Raw genomic sequence first — 23664 nt, 5'->3', positions numbered from 1 at the left:
CGACACGCTAGAGCGTATATTCTAGAATTTCCGTTCTAGGGAGGTTTGACGTGAAGCGTGTCGAGGTCAGCGCTGGAGAGATCGAGTACCGCGAAGAAGGCGACCCGAATGGAGCACCCGTCGTGCTCCTGCACGGTCTGCTGATGAACGACGCATAATGGAACACCACGCTGCCCCTCCTGCCGTCCAGGTTCCGTTACCTGCTGCCGGTGCTGCCGATGGGTGGACACCGAATCCCGATGCGCGAACACGCCGACCTGACCATGCCCGGCATGGTCGGCATCGTCGCCGACTTCCTGGACGCGCTCGATCTTGCCGAGGCGACCCTGGTGGTCACCGACTGGGGCGGGGCGCTGTTTCTGACTGACATCGGCCGCGACAAACGCGTCGGCCGACTGGTGATCTGCCCCTGCGAGGCGTTCGACAACTTCCCGCCCGGTTTTCCCGGCAAGGTCGCCGCGCTGGCCGCCCGCAACGACGCCAGCCTGCGACTGACACTGCGGATGCTCAAGAGCGCCCGCCTGCGCAGACTGCGACCGGTGTTCGGGATGATGGCGAAACGGCCTGTCCCCCAGGACATTGTCGGTGCGTGGCTGTTGCACGCGTTGACCGACCGCAGAATCCGGCGCGATCTGGCGAAGTACTGCCGCACCAGATTCGACCCTGCCGAGCTCATCCAGGCGACCAAACGTCTCGCCGAATTCACCGGCCCGTCTCTGGTGTTGTGGAGCGACAACCCGGTGATGCCCGCCGAACACGGCACCAGGCTCGCCGGGCTGCTGCCCAACGGTCGACTGGGACACATCGAGAACGCCTACGTACTGGTCATGCTGGACCAGCCGCAACGCACCGCGACAGCGGTCGGCGACTTTCTGACCAGCTAGCGGGAGGGCTCCTGACCGCAACGGATCGTCGGCGGCGCCGCTGACTTTCTGCCAGTCGTGCGGCCAACCAGTCAACCTGAGATGCAACGATAGTTTGACCAACCCGCCTGGATTTCGGTCAATTTCTCTGTCGGAAAATGAAAAATCGGGCAGTCAGTGGCGCGCTGTGGACCCACCATGGGCCGGCGAGCGTTAGCCTCATGCTGTTGGACACGCTGCGCGCATTCGATGCGGTGGCACACGAACTGGCTGGAATCACCAGTTAGCCCGAGGTTCCGCGACCGCCGTCCACCAGCGGATTGACCGTTGCGAGTTCATCGCCAAGGTGCACAAACGAGAGCAGACCGTAGTTCTTTAGGATATCGACGAGCTGTAGTGGCGTGAGCTGACCGATGAAGTCGGCTGTAAAAGTGACGAACTGTGCAAAGCCGCCGCGCTTCCGCAACGCTGCGTTGATGTCTTCTGCGAGCTCCACAAGGATCTGCTGGATATTCAAACCACTGAGCGGCCGCGTATCGGGGTCTTTGAACCCCTCAAATAGTGGCAAGATTTCTTCTGCCACGCGGCAGCGAGATGGTGAGTGGTTAAAACCGCTGCACCGGGTGTGGCAACGTGCCACACTAGCCGCACGGAGGCCCCACCCGGGAGTTCGATAATGCGAGACAACGCAACAACCCACAATCGGTTTAAAGGGCGCGAGGCTGAACCGCTGAGTCTCCGCACGATTCTCGCCTTGGTCCTGGCGATCATCGGCGGCGTAGCACTGTGTTGGTACTTCTGGCAACGGGCCCAGTTTCCTAACATTCAGCGCTACACATTCGGCGACCGTCCCCCACAACCGCCGCGAATAGGTGCGGCTCTCCTTGCCGACCTCGGGGTGATCGCTGGCTATGTCCTCGTACTTGGCGCCTGCGCTTTCATTACGTCGCGACTGGCCGTATCACAGCTGGGCGTACTCTTTGGGCGATCCACTCGATGGGCCCTGTTCGTGGCGGCCACAGCCGATCTCCTGAAAGACCTCGGCCTGTATTTCGGGACACTGCTGCACTCCGACCCCAACACCGGCTTCAATGGATTTCTCACCGTCGCCACCGCGGCGATGGCCACCATCACGACATGCTCGCTGGTTGTGGCACTTATGGCCGTTCCGGGGACTTTCGTAGTGGTTTTGTTGCGCGCTTTCGGGCGGTGGCAGTTACGGCCGAATCGGCAAGGCCCGCGCTGGTGGAACGATTGCTGGGCGGAGCCGGAGGTCCCCACCGTCGGACCAGATGCGGTAGAGCAGGACGAGTGGAGCTGGGTCAACGCGTACAACGTCCCCGGCGCCGCCGCTGTCATCGAGCGCCGTAAAGGCGAACCGGTGCAAGCGATCTGCCTGTCTGGCGGCGGCGTGCGGTCGGCCTGCCTTGCAATGGGAGCGCTTCAAGTCTTTTCCGACTCAGCCCCGGCCTGTGTCGCAGACCGATCATCAGAGGACGATCACGCGCCGGGCGAACAGACCCCGGCGCCACAAGATGGCCACGCGCGCCCCGATGACGTAACCGCCGCGCAGGCAGAGCCACACGGTCAGCCCAAGCTCATCGACTCCGTCGACTACGTCATCTCCGTTTCCGGCGGCGGCTACACCGCTGGAGCGCGGCTGCTGGCGTGCCAGCGCCCGCCCAACGAGCAGGTACTCAGCGGCAATGAGCCCGCCGGCACCCCGACGAGTATGCGTGACCCAGTCCGAAAGCTACGGCTCTCCGAGAGGTTCGAGGAAGGATCGGTCGAGTTCGAACATGTCCGACAGCACTCCAGTTACATCGCGGACTCGGCACCGGACCTGATACGTGCGCTCTCCGAAGTGCTCAAGAATCTAGTCGCCTCGGTCGTGACACTGTTCTGGATGCCCGTCGCAATCGGATTCGCAGGCGGCTACCTGCTAGCTGCATTTCCCATAGCGGCATTCGTGCCGGTACCGAGATACAGCAGCGACGGCCAGGAACGAATCAGTGAGGACGCCATTAGGAACACCTCAAACTACCTGCCGTCGTTGGTGAATCACCCCGCCGCTTGGTTGGCCGCCGGCGTCTTCGTCGCGATAGCAGTCATCGCCCTGGGCTGCGCGCTGTTCACGGAGTGGCTGGACTACAGCTGGAAGAGTGAACACCGCCGGCTAAGCCTGCTGACGGGGGCACAGGCATCGTCGGCGTTCGCCGGATTGATAGTTGCTCTCACCGTCGCCCTACCGGCGCTGATGTGGGCATGCCAGCACGTGAACATCACGCACTACTCGCATTTCGGCGGAGCAGTCGGCGGTCTGCTGGGGTTGCAATACCTGACGGCGCTCGTCGCCATGCTGTGGAAATACCGCAACCGCATACCGGTGGGTCAGATCAGCGGTGGGTCGTGGCGCGACAAGCTGCCTGCGGGGTTGGTGCCCGCGATCCTGGTGACGCTCACCTTGACCGCGGTACTGATCGCCTGGCTCGGTGTCCTGGGCTCGGTGGCCGCGGGCGTGTTTGGTTATCTGACCCAGCACATCGGTGGGCATCTCCAGCAGGTCGCGTGGCTGCCGGTATGGGTGATCGTGCTCGTCGCCATGATCTTCATGCTGTCGGCGGCCGACGTGACGTCGCTGAGTTTGCATCCGTTCTATCGCGCCAGGCTCGCTCGAACGTTCGCTGTGCGACGTTTCGTCACAGATGGTTGCGTCAACGGCGCGGCCGTTTGCGAGGCCCGCCCTTACCCGGCGGAAGAGCCAACCTGGCTGCACGCCTATGGCAAGGTCGAGGACGGCCCACAATTTGTCTTGGCCGCGGCGGCAGCCGTTTCGGGTGACGCAAAACCGGCTCCGGGGCTGAACGCCGTGTCCTATGTGCTCAATGAAAAGTACGTCGGCGGGCCCGCTCTGGGATGGCTGAAGACAGAACAACTGTGGCGCACCTGCCCGCCTCGTCTCAAGCGTGACCTTACTGTAGAGGCTGCCGTCGCCATCAGCGGGGCGGCGTTCGCCTCCACGATGGGACGCCAGAACAACGGCTTCCAGACGCTCCTGTGCCTCTCGGGTGCGAGGCTCGGCACGTGGCTGCCCAACCCCAACTACGTTGACTTGCTGAGGAACACAACGATCGAACATGATCGGGTCGTTTCCTCGCATGACCTGGAACCGGGCCCGGCAGCCCAGCCGGGCGCCCGGCCGCACTTGCTTCTCCGATCGCTGCCGACCGTCCGCGGTTTCACCTACTTCTATCGAGAACTTTTAGGCCGCCATCCGATTGACGCCAGCCTGGTCCAGGTCACCGACGGCGGTCACTACGAGAATCTTGGACTCGTGGAAGCACTTCGTCGGCGCTGCCGGGTCATCTTCTGCATTGACGGCAGCGGAGACCCGCCGCCGCTGCTCTGCGGCTTAGCCGATGCGATCCGCTTGGCTCGGTCCGAGCTCGGGGTGGAGATCGAACTAGAAGATTCCGGCGACTATGGGGTGCAGAACCTGGCCACTGGCTCGGGTCGTCCGTTCAGCGACAGCAACGCGTTCGCGCAACTCAACAGCAGAATCACAAGTGGCACCGTCGTCAGGGGCCGGATTACCTATCCCCCGGCGTCTGGACTTCCGAATGAACAGCGGACCGGCACACTTATCTTCGCGAAAGCTGTTTTGTGGCAAGGGTGTCCGGACTGGTTGCTGACCTACGGCGCCGAAAATGAGGTGTTCCCGCATGACAGCACATCAGATCAATGGTTCGAAGAGGGCCAGTTCGCCGCATACACCGAACTTGGCCGGCTCCTCGGCCGCAACGCTGTCGAAGCACAGAAGGCACCACTTCAGACTGACGTGACTGAACACGGAAGCGGGGACCCAGCCGCGCCAACGGTGCCCGATGACAACTTACCCGGTAGCCACGTTGATTGATGTAGCCAGTCTCCACTAGACAGATAACGAGAGCCGCAGACGCGGAGCTCCAAAATGTCGCAGACCCGCGAGGTCGTGCTCCTCGGTAGGCACCGCATTCGGTGTGTCGCCCGCGCGACATATCGAGATCCTTTAGAACCGGGGCTCAGACGCATCCGCGCTGGCTTCCGCAACGCCGTTTGCGCTGTGGATGAGCACATCTACCCACATGCCACCGCGTTGGGTCCGGCAATGCAGCCGCTGACTGCGATCGTGCACGGAGTACGGACCCGGTTGGAAGAACCTGTGGCTCCCCGAGCGAGGATCGTGTTGGGTACGTCCCACGATGATCTCGCGGGGGCCATCAGGGTCGGTGCTCAGGTCGTGTTCGCAGACAGTGGATCTCTCGGGCCGGCCAGGGCCGAAATCGCCCGTCACACCGCCGGAGTCGGGCTCTATAACGTTGGGGCGTCGCTTCCGATGTAAGAGCATGTCGTTACGGCAAGTAGGGCGGATATCAACCCAACAACTAGTACGGGCCCGAACGCCAGCTTCATCCGAAACTCTGTAGCGTCCATCCCGGACGCGCGACAAACGTGCCGTCGCTACGAGCGTCAGCATGCAGCGGGATGCGGCGGTGTGGACGCTCACCGGCCGGCCGCAGCCGGGGCTGGAGGGCGGCGCCGCGATCTTCGGCCGCTGGCACACCCCGGTGCGCGGCGCGAAGGAGGTGCTCGGGCAGGCACCGGTGTCGTGCCTGGCCGAGGAGATCGCGACGCCCGGTGACGGGCAGATCAAGGCGCTGATCACGGTGGCGGGCAACCCGGTGCTGTCCACACCCGCGGGCGACAGACTCGACGAGGTGCTGCCGCGACTCGAGGCGATGATCTCCGTCGACTGCTGGCTCAACGAGACCACCCGCCACGCCGATGTGATCCTGCCCGGCCCGTCGCCCCTGGAGCAGCCGCACCACGACGACCTGATCCTGGCTTTCGCGGTCAACAGCGTCGCCAACTACTCCCCCCCGGTGTTCTATCCCGACGACCCCGGTCGGCCCGCCGAATGGGAGATCCTGATCCGGTTGACCGGTGCCGGTCAGCCGTCGGCATCACCAAACAATCACCTTTTGAACTTGCCGAAACGTGGCTGGTCGACAGCGGAGAAGTACGCTGAGCAGCGATGGTTGGCGGTGGAAGGGGCAGATGCTGCCGTGAACGCTGTGTTCGACGAGGTTGGGGTCGCGTCGGAAACGCGCGTCGGTGCGTTTCGTTTCTACTTTGACGATCAACGCTGGGAATGGTCCGAGCAGGTGCAGCGCATGCACGGCTACCAGCCCGGCGCGGTCACACCCACCACTGAGCTGATGCTCTCGCACAAGCACCCCGAGGACCGCGCTCAGATCGCGCAAACCCTCGACGCCATCCGCCGGACCGGCCAGCCTCTGAGCAGCCGACACCGCATCATCGACACCAGCGGCAAGGTGCGGTCTGTCATCGTGGTCGGCGAGCAGCTGCATGACGAGCAGGGCCGCGTTGTCGGCACTCAGGGTTTCTACATCGACACCACCCCGGATGAACGGGAGCAACAGGACCAGCTGACCGCCCAGCTCGCAATAATCGCTGAGAACCGGGCGGTCATCGAGCAGGCCAAAGGGGTATTGATGGCGGCCTACGGCATCGAAGCGAACCGCGCATTCGAGATTCTGACGTGGCGCTCACAAGAGACCAACGTCAAGATTCGTGAGCTGGCCTCACGATTTATGGCCGCTATCAGCGCGTCGCACTTGTCACCCCAAAGCCGTAGCCACGTTGACCACACATTGCTCATGCTCAGCTAGCGTCATGTACTGACACTCTGAAGTGTTCTTTAGCCAGCCGCTGCCACCTGCGGTCGAACAACTCCTGGCTGCACAACGTGCCGGCGCTGATGAAGGGCCGCGACCGGTGCACACTGCTGATGCACACCGACGATGCGCGACGGCGCGGCGTGGTGACGGGAGACCTCGTCGAGGTGGTCTCGCCGACCGGCAGGCTGCAGGTGCCGGTGGAGGTCATCGACGCGATCAAGCCGGTCGTGGTGTCGATGCCGCACGGCTGGGGCCACGTCAAGCCCGGCACCCGGATGTCGGTGGCCAACGGCTCGCCGGGTGTCAACACCAATGTGCTGTCACCGCCGACGTTCCTCGACGAGCCGTCCGGCAACGGCGCCCTCAACGGCATCCCCATCACGGTTATCCGCCGCGACACTAAACCCCTGCGACGACACGCCGCTCGGGTGCCGCGGCAGCTTGAGTTTCGCGAAGACGCGCCCCGCGACGACGCGCCCCGCGAAGACACCCCCCAACGCCCAGACCCGCTACGGCTTGATGCGGATCGGCCCCGGTGTCCACAGCCCGCTGCGCGTGGCGGTGCCCAGCTGCACACTCGCCGGTTGGGCGGCAACGATGGTGTCGAACTTGCGCAGCGAACCCCAGTCGCGGCCCCAGTCGTGGGACAGGTATGACCCCATCACGTGCGCCCGCAGCAGCAGGTCGGTGATGCCGAGCAGGCCACCGTTGATCCCGTCCTGCCACGTGTCGGTGTCCTGCTTCTTGGCGGTGTAGTCCGGAGTGATGCGGAACGCGGGGACTTCGGTGACCCCGGCGTTGTGCAGCATCGGATGCTGACACGGGAACGCCAGCCCCACGGCCCAGTCCATCAGCACCGGCTTGGTTGAGCCGACGTACCCCTGCAGCGACCGCAGGTCGGGCACCCGCGGCGGCGTGACGGCGATCCAGTCGCCCGGCGTCAGCGACAGGTCCTGCGCGACCACCCGGACCGCGACCGCGTCGCGCGGGATCGCCGAGCGGGGGAACCGCAGGTTGCGCCACGACGGCGCCGGACCCAGGTCGTAGGGCACCAGCCGCCCGGCCGGCACCGGCGCCCCGCCGGGCCCGGCCTTCGCGTACTCCAGTTCGACGGTCTGCCCGACGGTGTGGCCGTAGAGCACGCTGTTGCCGGTGATCACACCGGCGGCCGTGACGGCCACGAGGGGATGCCCGTCGTCGGCGGGCGGCAGCTGGTACCACGCCGACGTCAACGTGCTCTGCTGCTGGGGGCCCTCCACCCAGCTGCCCGCCAGCGGCACCCGTGCCGGATCGAGCCCGTACGGCAACGGCACGGTCGACCCGTTGATCCCCGGCGTGGACAACTTCGTCGGCGCGTCCCAGTCGTAGTCGGTGCCCGGCTGCGGCAGTGTCATCCGGACCGCCTCGGCGACAATGTGTTCCGGCACGCCGTTGGGCGAGAACCCGACGGGGTGCACGCCGCCGAGCGGCCCCAGCGGCCCGTAGTTGCCCGGCAGCGGCGTCAGGAAGCCGGCGTTGGTGTCCGGCTCCACCAGCACGTCGTCGGCCAGACCGCAGCCGCCGGCGAACGCGCGCAGGTTGGCCGCGGTGTTGGAGTACGTCGGGTACTGCCGCACCACACCGGCGAGCATCGAGCCGACGAACACGATGACCATGAATCCGGCCGCGATCGGGATCGGCGCCGCGGTCAGCGCGCGTGCCAGCCGGCCTTCGCCGTGCTCGCGCGACGCGAAGTGCAGCCAGATGGTGTACAGCGCCGAGATCGCGAACAGCGCGAAAAATATCGTGCTGATGGTGATTCCGTCGATGCGTGGCATCGCGTTGTTGAACGGCACGCCGTAGCTGGAGACGTACCACCAGCCGTTGGTGGTGGCGAAGCACAGCGCGAGCACGAACAGCAGCGCGGTCAGAAACGCCATCCGGTTACGTGACCACCGCAGCACCGTTGGCGACACCAGCACCGTCGCCAGCGCCGCCATCGCCGCGCCGACCGCGGCGAACAGGCCGAAGTGGTGCACCCACTTCGTCGGGGTGAACATCAGGAAGAACATCGTGCCGAAGATGACGCCCATCAGCCGCCACGCGGGCCCGCGTGCCACACCGGGAATCCGCTTGCGCCGCAACATGATGAACATCGCGGTGAACAGCGACAGCGCGGTGATCAGGAAGCCGAACCGGCGCGAAAGCGACCCGTCGACGGTCGGCAGGATCAGGTAGTAGTAGCGCAGGTTCTCGGTGTACCACTGCTGGCTCGGGCCGATCGCCGTGCGAATCTTGGTGGCCTCCAACACCGTCGCCATGGTCTGGTCGGCGAACACCACGGTCAGCACCACCGTGCCGGCGGCCAGCAGCGGCGCCACCAGCGGCCAGGTGCCGATGATCCGGTGCCGGCGCACCAGAATCCGCAGCATCGGTCGGCCGCCGGCGATCAGCGCGGCGACCGCGATCAGCCCCGTGGGCTGGATGCCGAGCGTGAACGCCGCGCTGAGGATGGCCAGCGCCGCGGGCGTCATCCGGCCGGAGATGATCGCGCGTTCGATCAGCACGTAGGTGATCAGCGAGCCGAGCGCGATCTGCCCCTCCGGCCGCAGGCCGTTGTTGAACGGCATCCACGCGGCCAGCAGCACCAGGCCCGCGGCCCACACCGCGGCCCGGTTCGACACCACCGCCGGTCCCAGCCGCGGCAGCACCTCGCGTGAGAGCAGCAGCCAGCACAACAGGCCGGCGATCAGGTCGGGCAGGCGGATCCAGATGCTGGCGTCGCTCACGTGGGTCATCAGCGCCAGCAGGTCGTAATACCAGCCGAACGGGTCTTCCGGGCTGCCGAACCAGCGGAAGTAGTTGGACATGTAGCCGGCAGGGCCGGCGACGCGGGCCATCTGCAGGATGTAGCCGTCGTCCGACGAGTTCGCGCCGACGATGTGCCAGATCAGGAAACCGAGCACGACCACGACGTCGACCGCGCTGAACGTGCGCCAGCGGGCCGGGACTAGCCGGTGCATCCGGCGGCCGTCGAGGCGGTCGAGTCGCCACAGCGCGATCAGCGAGATGGCCGTTGCGACCATCGCGACGATCATCGCGGTCAGCTTCAGCAGCGTCGGGCTGGTGGAGAACCGGGTGTCGATGACCGCCGAGAATCCGAGCCCCGGCGGGGCAGGCCCGGTCAGGTCGGTGAACACCCCGACGATGGCGGGCCGCAGGTTGGTGTCGGTGAACCCGGTGCGCAGCGGCTTGCCCGACGGGTCGGTGAGGCCGACGAACGTCGCGAACGTGCCGGCCCGCGACGACGTGATCTCGATCCGCTGGCACTGCGGGGTGTCCACCTGCGCCCGCGCGACGCTGCCCACGACGACGTTGCGGACGATGATGTCGACGCGGGTGCGGTTGACGTTCACCAGCATCGCGTTGAGCGCGGCCTGCTTGCCGTCCTTCGGGGCGGTGCCGAGCAGCAGGCCGCCCGCAGGCGGCATCGACCGCGCCACCCCGCAGGGGATTGTCGCGTTCAACGAGATCGCCGTCTCCGAGATCAGCGGCGCGGTCACGTTGGTCAGCCGGCCGTTCTGGGGCCAGTTCAGCGTCGCGGTGGTCTGCACGACCGGCAGCAGCGGGGTGGCCACCGACAGGACGAACCCGATCAGCCCGGCGATGGTGGCCACCCAGCGGGCGACCTTGACGTCGCGGCGCACCTTCTCGCGGTCGCCCGTTCCGGTCAGTGCGCGGGTCTCGGTCGTCGTCACGGCAGAGCTCGAATCGGTCCGGCGCGGGTCCAGCCGCGCACCGTGACGGATCCCTGGTCGATCACGGCGTTCGGCGCCTGCGAGGCGGGCACGAAGCGGTCATACCTCTCTATCACTCCCCAGTCGCGGTACCAGTCGTTGCGCAGGTAGGACGGAACCGTGTAGCCGCCGAGCAGCGCCTTGGTGACCAGCAGCGGGCCGCCGGCGCGGGCCGGCTCCCACAGTTCCGATGATGTGGCTGTCTGCTTGTGGTCGGGCATGATCCGGTATTGCGGGAGCTCGGCGACGCCGAGATGCTCGGAAAACGGCCGCTGGCACGGGAAGTTGGCGGCGGTGGCGATGTCCAGCAGCACCGGAGTCTGCGAACCGATGAGCTGCTGCGCCGTCTCGAGGACCGGGACGCGCGGCGGCGTGAACGCGAACCACTGATCCTCGCTGAGGTTCGGGTCGTCGGCGACGATCCGCGCGGCGTTGGCTTCCGGTGGCGCCCACGCGAGCGGGAAGCGCAGGTTGCGCCACTCCTTCTGCGGGCCGACGTCGATCGGCTGCACCTCGGCCAGCGGTGCCGTGGTGCCGTCGGGACGGTTCACACCCCACTGGAGTTTGAGGGACTGACCGTAGCTGAACGTGCCGTCCTCCTGGTACGACCAGATGGCGCCCGCGGCCGCGACCGCCACCAGCGGCCGGTCGGAGGTTCGCGCAGGCAGCGCGTACCACGCCGACTGCGCCTTGGCGGCGTACGAGTTCTCGCCGTAGCTGCCCATCACCGGCGTGCGGGCCGGATCCAGCCCGAACGGCAGCAGCACCCGTGACCCGTTGACCCCCACCGGGCCGTAGCCGCCCGCCGTGCCCATCGGGTCGAAGCTCGCGGTGATCGGCTTGTTCGGCGAGCCGTCGGAGTTCACCAGGCCGGGCTTGGCCACCACCGGCTCGGACTGCAGGTCGTCGCTGACGCCGTCCGGCGTGAAACCCACCGGGTTCGCGCCGCCGAGCGGGCCGGCGGGCCCGAACGTCTGCCCGGGCACCGGCTGCAGCATGCCGGCGTTGGCGTCGGGCTCGACGAGCACGTCGTCGGCCATCGCGCAACTGGTCTTCGACAGCCCGGAGGCCAGTGCCGCCAGGTTGGCCTTGGCGGTGGTGTACACGGGGTAGCGCACTGCGGCGCCCTTGAGCATCGACGAGACCTCGAGCACCACCATGATCGTCGCCACGATCAGCAGCGGGGTGGATGCCAGGATGCGGTTGCGGCGGTTGTCTTTGACCTCGGTGTGCCCGGCGAAGTCGAGCCGGAAGTGCAGCCAGCCCGCCAGCAGCCCGGTGGCGATCGCCAGCACCAGGAACATCGTCGTCACCGGGTGGCTGGCGATCACCGGCTCCTTGTCGAACCACGGCACCCCGTAGTTGCCGATGTAGAACCAGCCGTTGATGCCCGAGGTGGCCCAGGCCAGCACGAACAGCAGCGCGGTGACGTAGAGCGCCAGGTTGCGGCGACTGTGCAGGCCGACGCGGGCGAACGTGAACGCGGTCACGGCTCCCAGGGCGCCGGCAAGCCCGGCGAACGCGCCGAACTGCACGGCCCACTTGGTCGGAGTGAAGGTCAGCAGCAGCAGCCCGATCGCGGTGGTGCCGAGCAGCCGCCACAGCGGGCCGCTGGCCACCCCCGGAATCCTGCCGCGCCGCAGCAGCACCGCCAGCATCCCGAACAGGCACAGCATCAGCACCAGCACGGAGAACCGCCGGGTCAGCGACCCGTCGGTGGTCTCGACGGTTAAGAAGTAGTAGCGCAGAAACTCCTGATACCAGGCGATGGTCGGGCCGACGACGTATTTGATGCGCGCCGATTCGGCGACGGTGGCCAGGGTCTGCGCGCGGAAGACGACCACGAGGATCAGCGTGAGCGACGCCAGCAGCGCCGCGACCGGCGCCACTGTGCCGTCGGCGGCGCGGCGGCGGGCGATGATCCGCGCGATCGCACGGGCACCGGTGAGCAGCGCCGCGACCGCGATGAGGCCCTGCGGCGCCAGAGTCGCGGCCAGCGTGGCGGCGATGATGGCCGTGGCGGCCGGGACCAGCCTGCGCGTGGCGATCGCGTGCTCGACGAGCACCCAGGTCAGCAGCGTGAGGACCGCGATCAGCGGCTCCGGCCGCAGCCCGTTGTTGAACGGCAGCCACGCGGCCAGGAACACCGCGGCGGCGGTCCACACCGCGATCCGGTTCGTGGCGATCGATCTCCCGAGCCGGGGCAGCACCCAGCGGCTCAGGATCAGCCAGCACGCGATGCCGGCCAGCGTGGCGGGCAGCCGCATCCACACACCGTCGGTGCTGACCGACGCCATCCGGGCCAGCAGCGACGGATACCAGTCGAACGGCGCCTCCGTGGCGCCGAAGAAGCGGTAGTAGTTGGCGACGTAGCCGGCCTGATTCCAGACGCGCGCGATCGTGAGGTTGTAGCCGTCGTCCGATGAGATCGCGCCGATGACGTGCCATACCAGCAGCGTGCCGACGACCACGACGTCGGCCGGCCAAGTGCCGACATTGGCTCGCTGGGACCACCGCCGGCTGCGGGGCACACCCCTGCCGGAAAACACACGCCTGCCGGAAAACACACGCCTGCCGGAAAAACGGTCCAGCACGGCCAGGGCGATGATCGCGGTCACCACCGCAACGACGCCGAGCACCATCGCCGCGGTCTTCAACGGTGTCGGGGAGACGACGAATCGGGTATCGACGTCGATCCGCGCGCTCAGGCCGGGCTGCGGCGGCACCTTCAATTCCGTGAACAAGCCGGCGACTTGCGGTTTCTTCTCGATCGGCAGCGTGCCCGCGGCGCGGGGGATGCCCACGAAGTCGGCACCGACCCCGGTGACGTTGGCCCAGATGTGCAACGTGCTGCAGCCGCCGGCGGCGATCGCGGGCCGGGGCGCGGCGGCTGCCACCGAGTCACGGAACGCGACGACGACGAAGTCGGCGTTCGCGCGGACGAACAGCCCGTTCTTGGTCGCCTCGTCACCGGCGTTGGCCGGGATGGTGGAGAACACCAGGCCGCCGCTCGTGGGCAGCGTGGCGATCGCCGGGCACGGGATGGACACATCCAGCGCGTGCGGCGCGCCCGCGACCAGCGGCGCGGTGACGTCGCCGACGGGCCCTTGTGGCCAGTGGATGGTGGCCGTCGTCTGCTTCACCGGCAGCAGCGGGACCAGCGCACACAGCACCACCCCGGCGATCCCGGAGACCGCGGCGACCAGCTTCGCGATGCGGTGAGCCCGCGCCGGTCTCACTTCACCACCGCTGGGCACGAGCGTCGATGGTATGCGACGTTCCTAATGGCGAAGCGGCGCCGGGCTCCACAGCCCGCTACGTGTTGTGGTACCGAGATCGAGCCGAGCCGGTTGCGCGTTGGGGTAGTACTGATCAAGCCGCTGCAACGAGCCCCAGTCGCGGAACCAGTCGTCCTTGAGGTACGTCGCCACGGTGGTCGCCCGGAACAGCAGTTCTGTGATGCCGAGGGGTCCGCCGCCGACGTTGTCCATCACCGGCGAGTTCGCCTCGGCGCCGAAGCGGTCGGGCAGGATCCGCCACTCCGGCGCCTCGATGACTCCGTAGTCGTGGCCGAACGGCCGCTGGCACGGGAACGCAAGGCCCACCAGCCAGTCCAGCAGTACCGGGTCCGTCGAGCCGACGACCTCCTGCAGCGTCCGCAGCTGCGGGATCCGCGGCGGGGTGAGCGCGATCCAGTGCTGTGGGGCCAGGTCCTCGTCGCTGGCGTACAGCCGGACCTGGGTCGCGCCGGCCGGGATCGCCGACATCGGCGCCCGCAGGTTGTGCCAGGCGGGCGGGGCCCCGACGTCGGCGAAGCTCATCGCGCCGCTGACCTTGCCGTCGTCGCCGGCCCACTGCAGCTGCACCTCGCGCGGGTCGAACCGCCCTGCCGCGGACACCACCAGCAGCGGGCCGGCCTTGGCGCGCGGCGGCAGCCGATACCACGCCGACCGCAGGTGGGCGGGGATCTGCAGGCCGCTGCGCCAACTTCCCAGCACCGGCGTGCGGACCGCGTCGAGGTTGTACGGAAGCCGGGCGCGGGATCCGTTGATGCCGCCGGCGGCCGTGGTGCCGCCCTCGGTGCCGGTTTCGCTGGACGTGACGAGCCCGTTGTTGTCGACGAAGCTGCCGCCGCCCGGCGGTTGCGCGACCGGGTCGGCGGAGACGTCGGACGGAATCCCGTTGGGCGTGAAGCCGTCCGAGGTGGCCGCGCCGAGCGCGTCGGCGACCGGGACCCCCACCGGCGCCAGCATCCCGGCGTTGGGGTCCTGCTCGACCATCACGTCGTCGGCCAGGCCGCAGGTCTTGCCGGTCAGTGCCTCCAGGTTGGACCGGCCTACCGTCCACGCCGGGTACTGGCCGATCATGGCGGCGGTCAGCGAGAACACCTCGAAGGCCACCAGCAGCCACGCCGCGACGGCCAGCGGCGACTGCAGGACTCGGCGCAGCCGCGGCCAGCGCCCGTTGGTCGTCGCCGGCCCGTCCCCCGCGCGCGGGCGGTCCCCCCAGTCGCGGCCGGAGAAGTGGAACCACGCGGCCAGCAGCAGCGTCAGCACGCACAGCCCGAGCAGCATCGTGGTGACGCCGAAGTGGAATTGGGGGAACGAATTCGACCACGGCACACCGAAGTTCGACACGTACCAGTAGCCGTTGACGCTTGCGAAGCTCAGCGCCGTCACGAACAGCACCAGGGCCGCGAACACCGTCCGGTTGCGCCGCGATTTCATCACCGACGCGGTGACCGCGACCGCGGTCAGCGCCCCGAGCGACCCCGCCAACCCGGCGAACACCCCGAAGTGGTGCGTCCACTTCGTCGGCGTGAACATCATCGCGATGAACGAGATGATCGTGATGCCGATGATGCGGCGGGTGGGACCCGCCGCAGTGCCTGGAATCCTGCCCTTGCGCAACGACATCGCCACCGACACGGCGAGCGCGATGATCAGTGTCAGCACCGCGAAGCGGCGCGCCACCGAGCCGTCCGGGCTGGCCATGAACAACCGCTCGTAGCGGATGTGCTCGTCGAACCAGCTCAGGCTCGGCCCGACCGCCGACTTCAGCATGTTGGCCTGGGCCTCGCCGATGAAGGTCTGGTCCCGGAAGATCAGGATGATCGTCACGGTGCAGGCCGCCAGGATCGGGGCCAGCAGCGCCACGTAGCCGAACCGCTTGGAGCGCCGGTGCAGGATCGTGCGCAGCGGCCCGATCGCGACCAGCAGGGAGCCGATCGACGCGATGCCGGTGGGCCCGGAGAACAACGTGAGGGCGCCGATGACGCAGGCGACCGCCAGTGGCAACAGCCGGCTGGTGGCCACCGCGCGTTCGACCGAACACCACGTCAGCAGGATCCCCAGCGCGATGATCGGCTCGGGCCGTAACCCGTTGTTCAGCGGAAGCCAAAATGCCAGGAACATCGCCGCCGCGGTCCACGCGGCGGCCCGGTTGGCCTTGACCGCGTGGCCCAGCCGGGGGATCACTTCGCGGCTGATCACCCACCAGCAGGCCAGCGCCATCGCCAGCGTGGGCAGCCGCATCCACGCGCTGTTCGTGCTGACGTGCGCCCAGAGCGCGAGCAGGTCGTAGTACCAGCCGAACGGCGCTTCCGGCGTGCCGAACCAGCGGTAGTAGTTCGCCATGTAACCCGCGTGCTCGGATACCCGGGCCATGGTCAGGATGTAGCCGTCGTCGGAGGTGTTGGCGCCGACGAAGTGCCACCAGACCAGCACGGCGGTCACCAGCCCGTCGAGTGGGGTCAGCGACCACCACTTGGCGGGCAGGATGCGGCGGTGGCGCATGCCGTCGGCGGTGTCGAGCACGTGCAGCGCGATCAGCGCGACGATGGTCATCACCACCCCGATGACCATCGCGAGCATCTTCAGCAGCGTCGGCGCGCTGCTGTAGCGGGTGTCGATCGTTGCCGAGAGGCGCAGGTTGGGCGGCGCCGGGCCGGACAGGTCGGTGAAGACGCCGACGATCTGCGGGCGGAAGTCATAGCCGCCGCGTTCGCCTCGCAACGGCGCGCCGGGATTGTCGCTGTCGGGGCCTTTGACCAGGCCGACGAATTCGCCGGTCACCTTGTCGGCATGGGCGGTGAACGTCAGCCGCTCGCACGCCGGGGAGAGCACCTGGTTCAACGGCGCGACCACCACCGGGGTGTTGCGGATGATGACGAGCAGGTCGTTGTTGACGCGTTGGATCAGCAGCCCCCGGTCGACGGCCTTGGGCGCCTGTTTGGGCACCGTCGACAGCAGCACGGTCTTGCCGGCGTTCTCCGGACCCGCGAGGCCGGCGGCCGCGCTGCACGGGACCGAGATGTTCAGATCCGTGGCGACATAGGAGATCAGCGGCGCGGTGACGCTTGCGAACACGCCGTTTTGCGGCCAGTTCAGCTGGGCGGTGGTCTGCTTGACCGGAAGCAGCGGGGTGACAAGCGCCAGCAACGCGCCGAGCAGCCCGGCGGCGATCGCGACCATCCGGGCGATCCGGTACTGGTCCATCCCGTGCGTGACCGTGCCGGGTGGTAACTGCCCAGCCTGAGGGGCAGCGTCAACAGCCATTTAGGCAGCCCTCCCCGGATGACGGATGGCCAGCACGAACGGGCCGATATTGCTGACGGTAAACCGTGGATCATCGAACAACCTAGCCTGCAGGGGAACCTGGTACCGCCGCACATTGGGCTGGTTCGGGTAAACATCGGCGGCCAGCCGCAATGTATAGGTGTCGTTCGCGCCGCGCCGCATCAAGAACACGGTCGGCGGCTGCCACGGCAGCGAGTCCAGCGCCGCGATGAACTGGTCCGGCGATTTGAGCGCCGACCAGCTTCTGATCGCGGCGGCCCGCTGGTCGAACTGGGCCAGCGGGTTGGCGTAGTGCGGGGTCAATCCCTGAAAGCCCCAGTAGGGGTAGTAGGACAGGAAGCTGTAGTCGGCGGTGAGCACCACGGTCTTGTCCCGCGGTTCGCCGGTGACCTGCCGGATCTTCGCATCGATCTGCGAGTAGTAGGTCTCGGCGCCCGGCGGTCGCCGGTCCGCGCGCTGGCCGTTGCCGTCGGTGTCGGTGTAGGCGACGACGATGTCGGAGCGCAGCACATCGGGAATGTCCTGGCTGAAGGTCAGGGCCCCGATGACGCCGAGTACGCCGGCGGCGACGACGATGCGGCGGCCCACGGCGGGGTCGTAGCGGCGGGCCAGCGCGAGCGCGCCCTCGACGAAGCCGAACGCGCCGGCCGCGGACAGCAGAACGGTCAGCGTCGGCTGCAGCCGGAACGAGAGCAGGGTGGTGCCCGCCAACGTGGTCAGCATCGACAGCAGCGACCACACATAGACGGTCAGGACGCCGATGGCCAGGGCGGCGGCCCGCGTCGACGTCCTAGCCCGCACCACCAGCCAGATCGTGCCGACCATGCACAAGGCTCCGAGAAGCGTGAAGTGCAGCATCGGGAACGACAGCTGCGCGCCGTCCACGGGCAGGTAGTGCTGCGCGGTGCCGGATTCGGCAGGGGAGCGCTTCACCGCGGCAAGCAGATACGGCAGCCAGCCGATCAGCGCGATCGCCGCCGCGATCGCCCCGATCACGACCAGCCGCAACAGCGGCGCCCACGGGTCGTGCCGGCGTCGGGCTACCGCGGCGGTCAGCGCCATCACGGCCACGGTGAACGCGGTGTAGGCCGGCAGCAGCGTGTACCAGAGCGCCGCGACTCCGAGGAATACGCCGACGCCGACGACCGCGGACCTGCCGGCGCCCCGCAGCCCCGACCACGCCAGCACCAGCACCGGCGGCAGCAGCACCGTGATCATCGCAGCGTAGGGCTCGGTCGATGCATAGGCCAGCGTCGTCGCGGCGGTCGCGGTCGTGACGATCAGGGCGTGATCGAAGCGAATCATGCGCTGCCACAACACGAACGCGACCACGATCGCGATCGTGATCGAGGTGATCGCCCACGGCTTGAACATCTCCCACGCCGGGGTGCCGGTGAGCGTGGAAGCCCGGCCACCGATCCAGAACCAGCCGGGCGGATAGTACGGCGGCAACCCGATGTAGGTCATGTCGTGCAGCGCGGAGCTGTCGGCCAGCCGGGTCAGGTATTCGGTGCGGAACTGCTGGTCCACCGAGATGCCGAACAGGTAGAGCTTGGTCGCGCCGAGCGGCATCGCCAGAGTGACGACCGCGAACGCCGCGAGGAACACCAGCGCCCCGGCATGAGCCACCGCGCGGTGCCCACGTCGCCACAGCCATCCGGCGGCCAGCAGCCCTGCAAGACAGCAGAATTGCCCGACGGTGGTCAGCGCGTGCAACTGGTTCGACGAGTTGTACGCCGGCCACTGCACCCCCGCGATCGCGATCAGCGACACCACACTCACGGCGACCGCCACCACGACCGCCACGGCCATCTGACCGGTGGTGGCCAATGCTGTCCTCATGCTCAGATGGGCAGCTTTCGGAAGAGCGGCCGCGGGACGTGCCGCAGCACCATCATCACGTAGCGGAACGCCGGCGGCGCCCACACCAGTTCCTTGCCCTTGGCGGCGGAGTTGACGGCCAACTCGGCGACGTACTCCTTGTCGACGGTCAGCGGCGCTTCCTTGATGTGTGCGCTCATCCGGGTACGGACCTGCCCGGGCCGGATGACGAGCACCTTGACCCCGTGCTCGCGCAATGCTTCTCCGAGTCCGAGGTAGAAGCCGTCGAGCCCGGCCTTGGTGGAGCCGTAGACGAAGTTGGACCGGCGCACCCGCTCCCCGGCCACTGTGCTCATCGCGATGATTTGGCCGAACCCCTGTGCGCGCATCCGCTCGCCGAGAAGCACACCGACCGAGACCGCGGCCGTGTAGTTGATCTCGGCGATCTGTACGGCCTTGCGCTGGTTCTGCCACAGCTCCTCGGCGTCGCCGAGCAAACCGAACGCGACGATCGCGACGTCTATGTCTCTGGGGCCGTCCCCGTCGATGAAGGCTTCCTCGATGACCTTCGGGTGGGTGTCGGTCTCGACCGCGTCGAAGTCGACCAGCTCCACCGAACGGGCGCCGGCGGCCTTCATCTGCGCGACCGCGTCGTCGCGGCCCGGGTCGTCGGGCAGGCAGGCCAGCACGATGCGCGCAGGCGCGTCGGCCAGGTAGCGCTCGCAGATCGCCAGCCCGATCTCCGACGTCCCGCCGAGCAGCAGGATGGTCTGTGGGTTGCCCACGGCGTCAATCATTTACAGTAGCTCCAGGCGTCGGGCCATGTCCGAGGCGAAGACCCCGTTCGGATCGACCTTGCGCCGCAACGCGATCCACTCGTCGATGCGGGGATACATGGCGTGGAACATCTCAGCGGTGGTTCGGGAGTCCTTGGCGGTGTAGAGCCGCCCGCCGAACTTCAGCACCCGGCGGTCGAGCTCGTTGAGGAACCCGTTGAGCCCCGGCTTGATGGGAAAGTCGACACAGACGTTCCAGCCCGGGATCGGGAAGCTCAGCGGTGCGCGGTTGCCCGGGCCGAACAGCTTGAACACGTTGAGAAACGAGTAATGACCGGACTTCTGGATGTCTGCGATGATGGCCTTGAACTCGTCGACCGCCTCGGTGGGCACGACGAACTGGTACTGGCCGAAACCCGCCGATCCGTAGGCGCGGTTCCACTCACCGAACATGTCCAGCGGGTGGTAGAACTGCGTCAGGTTCTGCACCTTCCCGCGATAGGTGCCCGATTTGCGGTACCACAGCTCGCCGATCGCTTTGGAGGTGTACTTGTTCGCCAGCCCGTTCGGGAAGATGTCGGGCAGCGTGACCAGCTGCGGCGCATCGAATTTCAGCGGGTTCTTCCGAACCTTCTCGGGCAGCTGGTCGAGCCTGGCCAGTGAGCCGCGGGATATCGCGGCCCGGCCCAGCTTGGGTGGCGCGCTGATCGCGTCGAACCAGGCGCTGGAGTAGGTGTAGTTGCCCTCGCTGCCGTTGGTGTGAAACGCGACGGTCTCGTCGAGGGTGCCTGTCACGTCGCCGTCGGCGATGAAGTACGCGGTCTCGGTGGGCGTCATCTCGATCGTCGCCCGCAAGATGACGCCGGTCAGCCCGTTGCCTCCGACCGTGGCCCAGAACAGCTCCGCCTCGGCCCCGTCGGGCGTGAGGTGGTGCAGGTCGCCGTCGGCGGTGAGCAGGTCCATCGACCGGACGTGATTGCCGAAGCTGCCGGCGCTGTGGTGGTTCTTGCCGTGGATGTCGCAGGCGATCGCGCCGCCGACGGTGACCTGTCGGGTGCCCGGCAGCACCGGAACCCACAGCCCCAACGGCAGCGCCGCCTTCATCAACTGGTCGAGGTTCACCCCCGCGTCCACGTCCACGACGTGGGTGTCGGCGCTGATCGAATGAATCCTGTTCAGCGGCGTCATGTCGATCACCAGGCCGCCGCCGTTTTGGGCGTTGTCGCCGTAGGAGCGGCCCAGCCCGCGCGCGATCACGCCCCGGGTGCCGCCGTCGGCAACGCGGGCCACCGCCTTGGCGATGACCTCGGGATCCGGTGTCGACAACACCTCGGCGACGGTCGGCGCGGTGCGGGCCCAGCCGGTGAGCCTCCTGGTGCTCGTGGTCAGCATCGTCAAAGAGGGTACCGTGCGGTTTCCCGCGCTCACCGCAGCCGGAAAATGACCGAGCGTTGCACGATGAAGTTGATCACAGTCGCCGTGCCCTGGGCGATCGCGTACGCGACCACCACGGCCCAGGTCCGGTAGTTGAAAAGATGCAGGCACAGGTGATTCAGTCCGACCTGCACCACGAACGTCAGGCCGTAGAGCAGCATGACCGCGACGAAGCGCGCGGTGCTCGGCTCGGCCTGAAACGTCCACCGCCGGTTGATCAGGTAGGCCGTGATGGTGCCCGCGACGAAGCTGATCATCTTGGCCGGGTCGTACCCCAGACCTACCGCGTGCAGCAACACGTACAGCCCGAAGTCCACGACCGCCGACAAGCCGCCGGTGATGACGAAGCGCAGCACCTGTGTCCTGAGCGCGAAGTTTGGCGGCGGGGCGGTATCAGCCACCCGCGAAGCTTAAAGCGTGTTGGCGCCGGCCCCGGGGGGCGGTCAGCCGCAGCCGCCCACGCTGACGTGACGGCCGCTGACGCTCGCACACCCGTTCACCGCGGGCGGAGGTGGCGGTGGGGGAGGAGGCGGCGGGGGCGGCGCCGCGCCCGGTGGCGGCGGAGGGTCGTCCGGCAACGGCGCGTAGTAGGACGGCGGCGGGACCCAGGGTGCGACCGCGTCGGCCACGTTGGTGCACCCACCCGCGGAAACGTGCTGTCCGCCGACGCTTCCGCACACGTCCGCCCTGGCGGGGGCGGGCGCCTGGACCGCGCCGAGCGCGCCGGGCACGGCTGCCAGAGACAGGACGGCAGCGACGGCTGCGCACCAGGACCGCATGCGTCGACTATAGGGAGTCAAGGCCTCGTAAAGCTCCTGTTTCAGCAAACGACTTAGTCGTATCGTGCTGATGTGCATGCGGGTGACATCGCAGAGGAGTTTCCGGTGGTGACGATGGACTCCGGAGCGCTGGACGCCGCGCGCATGCTCGCGGAGCATCGGCTGCCCGGAATCGTCGTCACCGACTCGTTCGGGCGTCCGCGCGCCGTGCTGCCCGCCTCGCAGGTGGTCCGGTTCATCGTGCCCGGCTACGTGCAGGACGATCCGTCGCTTGCCGGTGTGCTCAGCGAGTCGATGGCGGACCGCAGCGCCGACCGACTCGGCGGCAAGAAGGTCCGGGACGTGTTGCCCAAGAACCTGCTGGACGTCCCGAGCGTGGAGGCCGACGACACGCTGATCGAGGTGGCCGCGATCATGGCCAGGTTGCGCAGCCCGCTGGTCGCCGTGATGAAGGGCGGTGCGTTGCTTGGGGTGATCACCGCGTCGCGCCTGCTGGAGGCGGCGCTGAAGCGCTGAACTCGGCTCAGCCCTGATAGGTTTGCTACCGGTGTGCCGGGAAGGCTGGTCGGCGGTGACGTCGCCCTACCCGGAGGACCACGATGACCGCGCTCGCGATCACGGTCTTCGTGGTCGCCTACACGCTGATAGCCAGCGACCGCGTCAACAAGACCGTCGCCGCGCTGTGTGGGGCGGCGATCATTGCCGCATTGGGTATCCTCGGATCCGACGACCTGTTCTTCTCCCGCCGCACCGGCATCGACTGGGACGTCATCTTCCTGCTGCTCGGAATGATGATCATCGTCAGCGTGCTGCGGAAGACCGGCGTCTTCGAGTACATCGCGATCTGGGCCGCCAAGCGCTCCAACGGTTCTCCGCTGCGGATCATGATCCTGCTGGTGCTGGTCACCGGCTTCGCGTCGGCGCTTCTGGACAACGTCACCACGGTGCTGCTGATCGCGCCGGTCACGCTGTTGATGTGCGACCGGCTCGCGATCAACGCCGCCCCTTTTCTGATGGCCGAGGTTTTCGCGTCCAACATCGGTGGCGCCTCGACGCTGGTCGGCGACCCGCCGAACATCATCATCGCGAGCCGGGCGGGTCTGACGTTCAACGACTTCCTGCAGCACACGGCGCCGATCGTCGTGATCGTGATGGCCGTGTTCGTCTTGATGCTGCCCCGGCTGTTCCGCGGGTCGTTCGACGCCGATCCTGAGCGTGTTGCCGACGTGATGTCTCTGGAGGAACGCGAGGCGATCCGCGATCCGCGGCTGCTGATCCAGTGCGGTGTGGTGGTGGCGGCGGTGTTCGCCGCGTTCGTCGCGCATTCGGCGCTGCACCTGGAGCCGTCGGTCGTCGCCCTGCTGGGCGCGGGCGTCCTCATCCTGATCTCCCGGCTGGACCGGTCCGACTACCTCGCCGAGGTGGAGTGGGAAACGCTGCTGTTCTTCGCCGGGCTGTTCGTGCTGGTCGGCGCGCTGGTGAAGACCGGTGTGATCAACGAACTCGCACGCCTGGCCGCCGGGGTGACGGGCGGCAACCCGCTGGTCACGGTGATGCTGATCCTCGGCGTTTCCGCGCCGGTGTCCGGGATCGTCGACAACATCCCATACGTGGCGACGATGGCGCCGATCGTCAGCGAGCTGGCCGCCGGCCTTGCACATCAGCTGCATTCCGGCGCGGTGTGGTGGGCACTGGCGCTGGGCGCGGACTTCGGCGGCAACCTGACGGCGGTGGGCGCCAGCGCGAACGTGGTGATGCTCGGGATCGCCCGCCGGTCGGACAGCCCGATTTCGTTCTGGGAATTCACCCGCAAGGGCGTGCTGGTCACCGCGATGTCGATCGGGCTTGCGGCTGTTTACCTGTGGCTGCGCTACTTCGCGCTGGCGTGACGCCGTC

The 23664-nt window shown here is 67.5% G+C and carries 13 protein-coding genes and 3 pseudogenes; 7 read left to right on the top strand and 9 right to left on the bottom strand.

The window, feature by feature from the left end; translation table 11 throughout:
- The first annotated feature begins 50 nt into the window (after window positions 1-50).
- Window positions 51-884 (top strand): annotated as a pseudogene (locus tag VKG81_RS13290) (alpha/beta fold hydrolase).
- A 262-nt stretch (window positions 885-1146) separates the two neighbouring features.
- Here the strand turns inward: VKG81_RS13290 and VKG81_RS13280 are convergent.
- On the bottom strand, window positions 1147-1446 hold the full coding sequence (locus tag VKG81_RS13280) for a hypothetical protein (RefSeq protein ID WP_324396604.1): 300 nt from the start codon (window positions 1444-1446) through the stop codon (window positions 1147-1149).
- Window positions 1447-1617: 171 nt separating this feature from the next.
- Between VKG81_RS13280 and VKG81_RS13275 the strand changes: the two genes are divergently transcribed.
- The 4 genes and pseudogenes from VKG81_RS13275 to VKG81_RS13260 all read left to right on the top strand — a co-directional run.
- A complete protein-coding gene (locus VKG81_RS13275; RefSeq protein ID WP_324396602.1) occupies window positions 1618-4779 on the top strand; it encodes a hypothetical protein in 3162 nt (1053 codons plus the stop codon).
- Between the two features lie 634 nt (window positions 4780-5413).
- Window positions 5414-5848 (top strand): annotated as a pseudogene (locus VKG81_RS13270) (molybdopterin-dependent oxidoreductase); the annotation flags it as partial.
- A 99-nt stretch (window positions 5849-5947) separates the two neighbouring features.
- Entirely contained in the window at window positions 5948-6595 is a 648-nt protein-coding gene (locus VKG81_RS13265) for a PAS and ANTAR domain-containing protein (protein ID WP_414685266.1), read from the top strand.
- A gap of 29 nt (window positions 6596-6624) precedes the next feature.
- Window positions 6625-6993, top strand: a pseudogene (locus VKG81_RS13260) (molybdopterin dinucleotide binding domain-containing protein); the annotation flags it as partial.
- Window positions 6994-7113: 120 nt separating this feature from the next.
- Here VKG81_RS13260 and VKG81_RS13255 read toward each other — a convergent pair.
- The 8 genes from VKG81_RS13255 to VKG81_RS13220 all read right to left on the bottom strand — a co-directional run bounded on the left by VKG81_RS13255 (window position 7114) and on the right by VKG81_RS13220 (window position 21768).
- On the bottom strand, window positions 7114-10317 hold the full coding sequence (locus VKG81_RS13255; protein ID WP_324396627.1) for an arabinosyltransferase domain-containing protein: 3204 nt from the start codon (window positions 10315-10317) through the stop codon (window positions 7114-7116).
- 20 nt (window positions 10318-10337) lie between these two features.
- Complete coding sequence (locus tag VKG81_RS13250) at window positions 10338-13637, bottom strand: arabinosyltransferase domain-containing protein (protein WP_324396600.1); 3300 nt, start codon at window positions 13635-13637, stop codon at window positions 10338-10340.
- A gap of 24 nt (window positions 13638-13661) precedes the next feature.
- Entirely contained in the window at window positions 13662-16937 is a 3276-nt protein-coding gene (locus VKG81_RS13245; protein WP_324396598.1) for an arabinosyltransferase domain-containing protein, read from the bottom strand.
- On the bottom strand, window positions 16938-18800 hold the full coding sequence (locus VKG81_RS13240) for a galactan 5-O-arabinofuranosyltransferase (RefSeq protein WP_324396596.1): 1863 nt from the start codon (window positions 18798-18800) through the stop codon (window positions 16938-16940).
- 2 nt (window positions 18801-18802) lie between these two features.
- Complete coding sequence (locus VKG81_RS13235) at window positions 18803-19576, bottom strand: decaprenylphospho-beta-D-erythro-pentofuranosid-2-ulose 2-reductase (RefSeq protein WP_324396594.1); 774 nt, start codon at window positions 19574-19576, stop codon at window positions 18803-18805.
- Entirely contained in the window at window positions 19577-20947 is a 1371-nt protein-coding gene (locus VKG81_RS13230; protein WP_324396592.1) for an FAD-binding oxidoreductase, read from the bottom strand.
- Between the two features lie 32 nt (window positions 20948-20979).
- A complete protein-coding gene (locus VKG81_RS13225) occupies window positions 20980-21342 on the bottom strand; it encodes a GtrA family protein (RefSeq protein ID WP_324396625.1) in 363 nt (120 codons plus the stop codon).
- A gap of 90 nt (window positions 21343-21432) precedes the next feature.
- Window positions 21433-21768, bottom strand: coding sequence for a hypothetical protein (locus VKG81_RS13220; RefSeq protein ID WP_324396590.1), 336 nt, complete (start codon window positions 21766-21768; stop codon window positions 21433-21435).
- A 72-nt stretch (window positions 21769-21840) separates the two neighbouring features.
- Between VKG81_RS13220 and VKG81_RS13215 the strand changes: the two genes are divergently transcribed.
- On the top strand, window positions 21841-22284 hold the full coding sequence (locus VKG81_RS13215) for a CBS domain-containing protein (protein WP_324396588.1): 444 nt from the start codon (window positions 21841-21843) through the stop codon (window positions 22282-22284).
- 83 nt (window positions 22285-22367) lie between these two features.
- Window positions 22368-23657 carry an ArsB/NhaD family transporter gene (locus VKG81_RS13210; protein WP_324396586.1) on the top strand — a complete coding sequence of 430 codons (1290 nt, stop codon included), beginning with the start codon at window positions 22368-22370 and terminating at the stop codon, window positions 23655-23657.
- The last annotated feature ends 7 nt before the right edge of the window (window positions 23658-23664 follow it).

Origin of the sequence: Mycobacterium sp., from assembly GCF_035314905.1 — a bacterium.
In the GTDB taxonomy this organism is placed as follows: Bacteria; Actinomycetota; Actinomycetes; order Mycobacteriales; family Mycobacteriaceae; genus Mycobacterium.
This window is presented reverse-complemented; position numbering and strand designations above follow the sequence as displayed.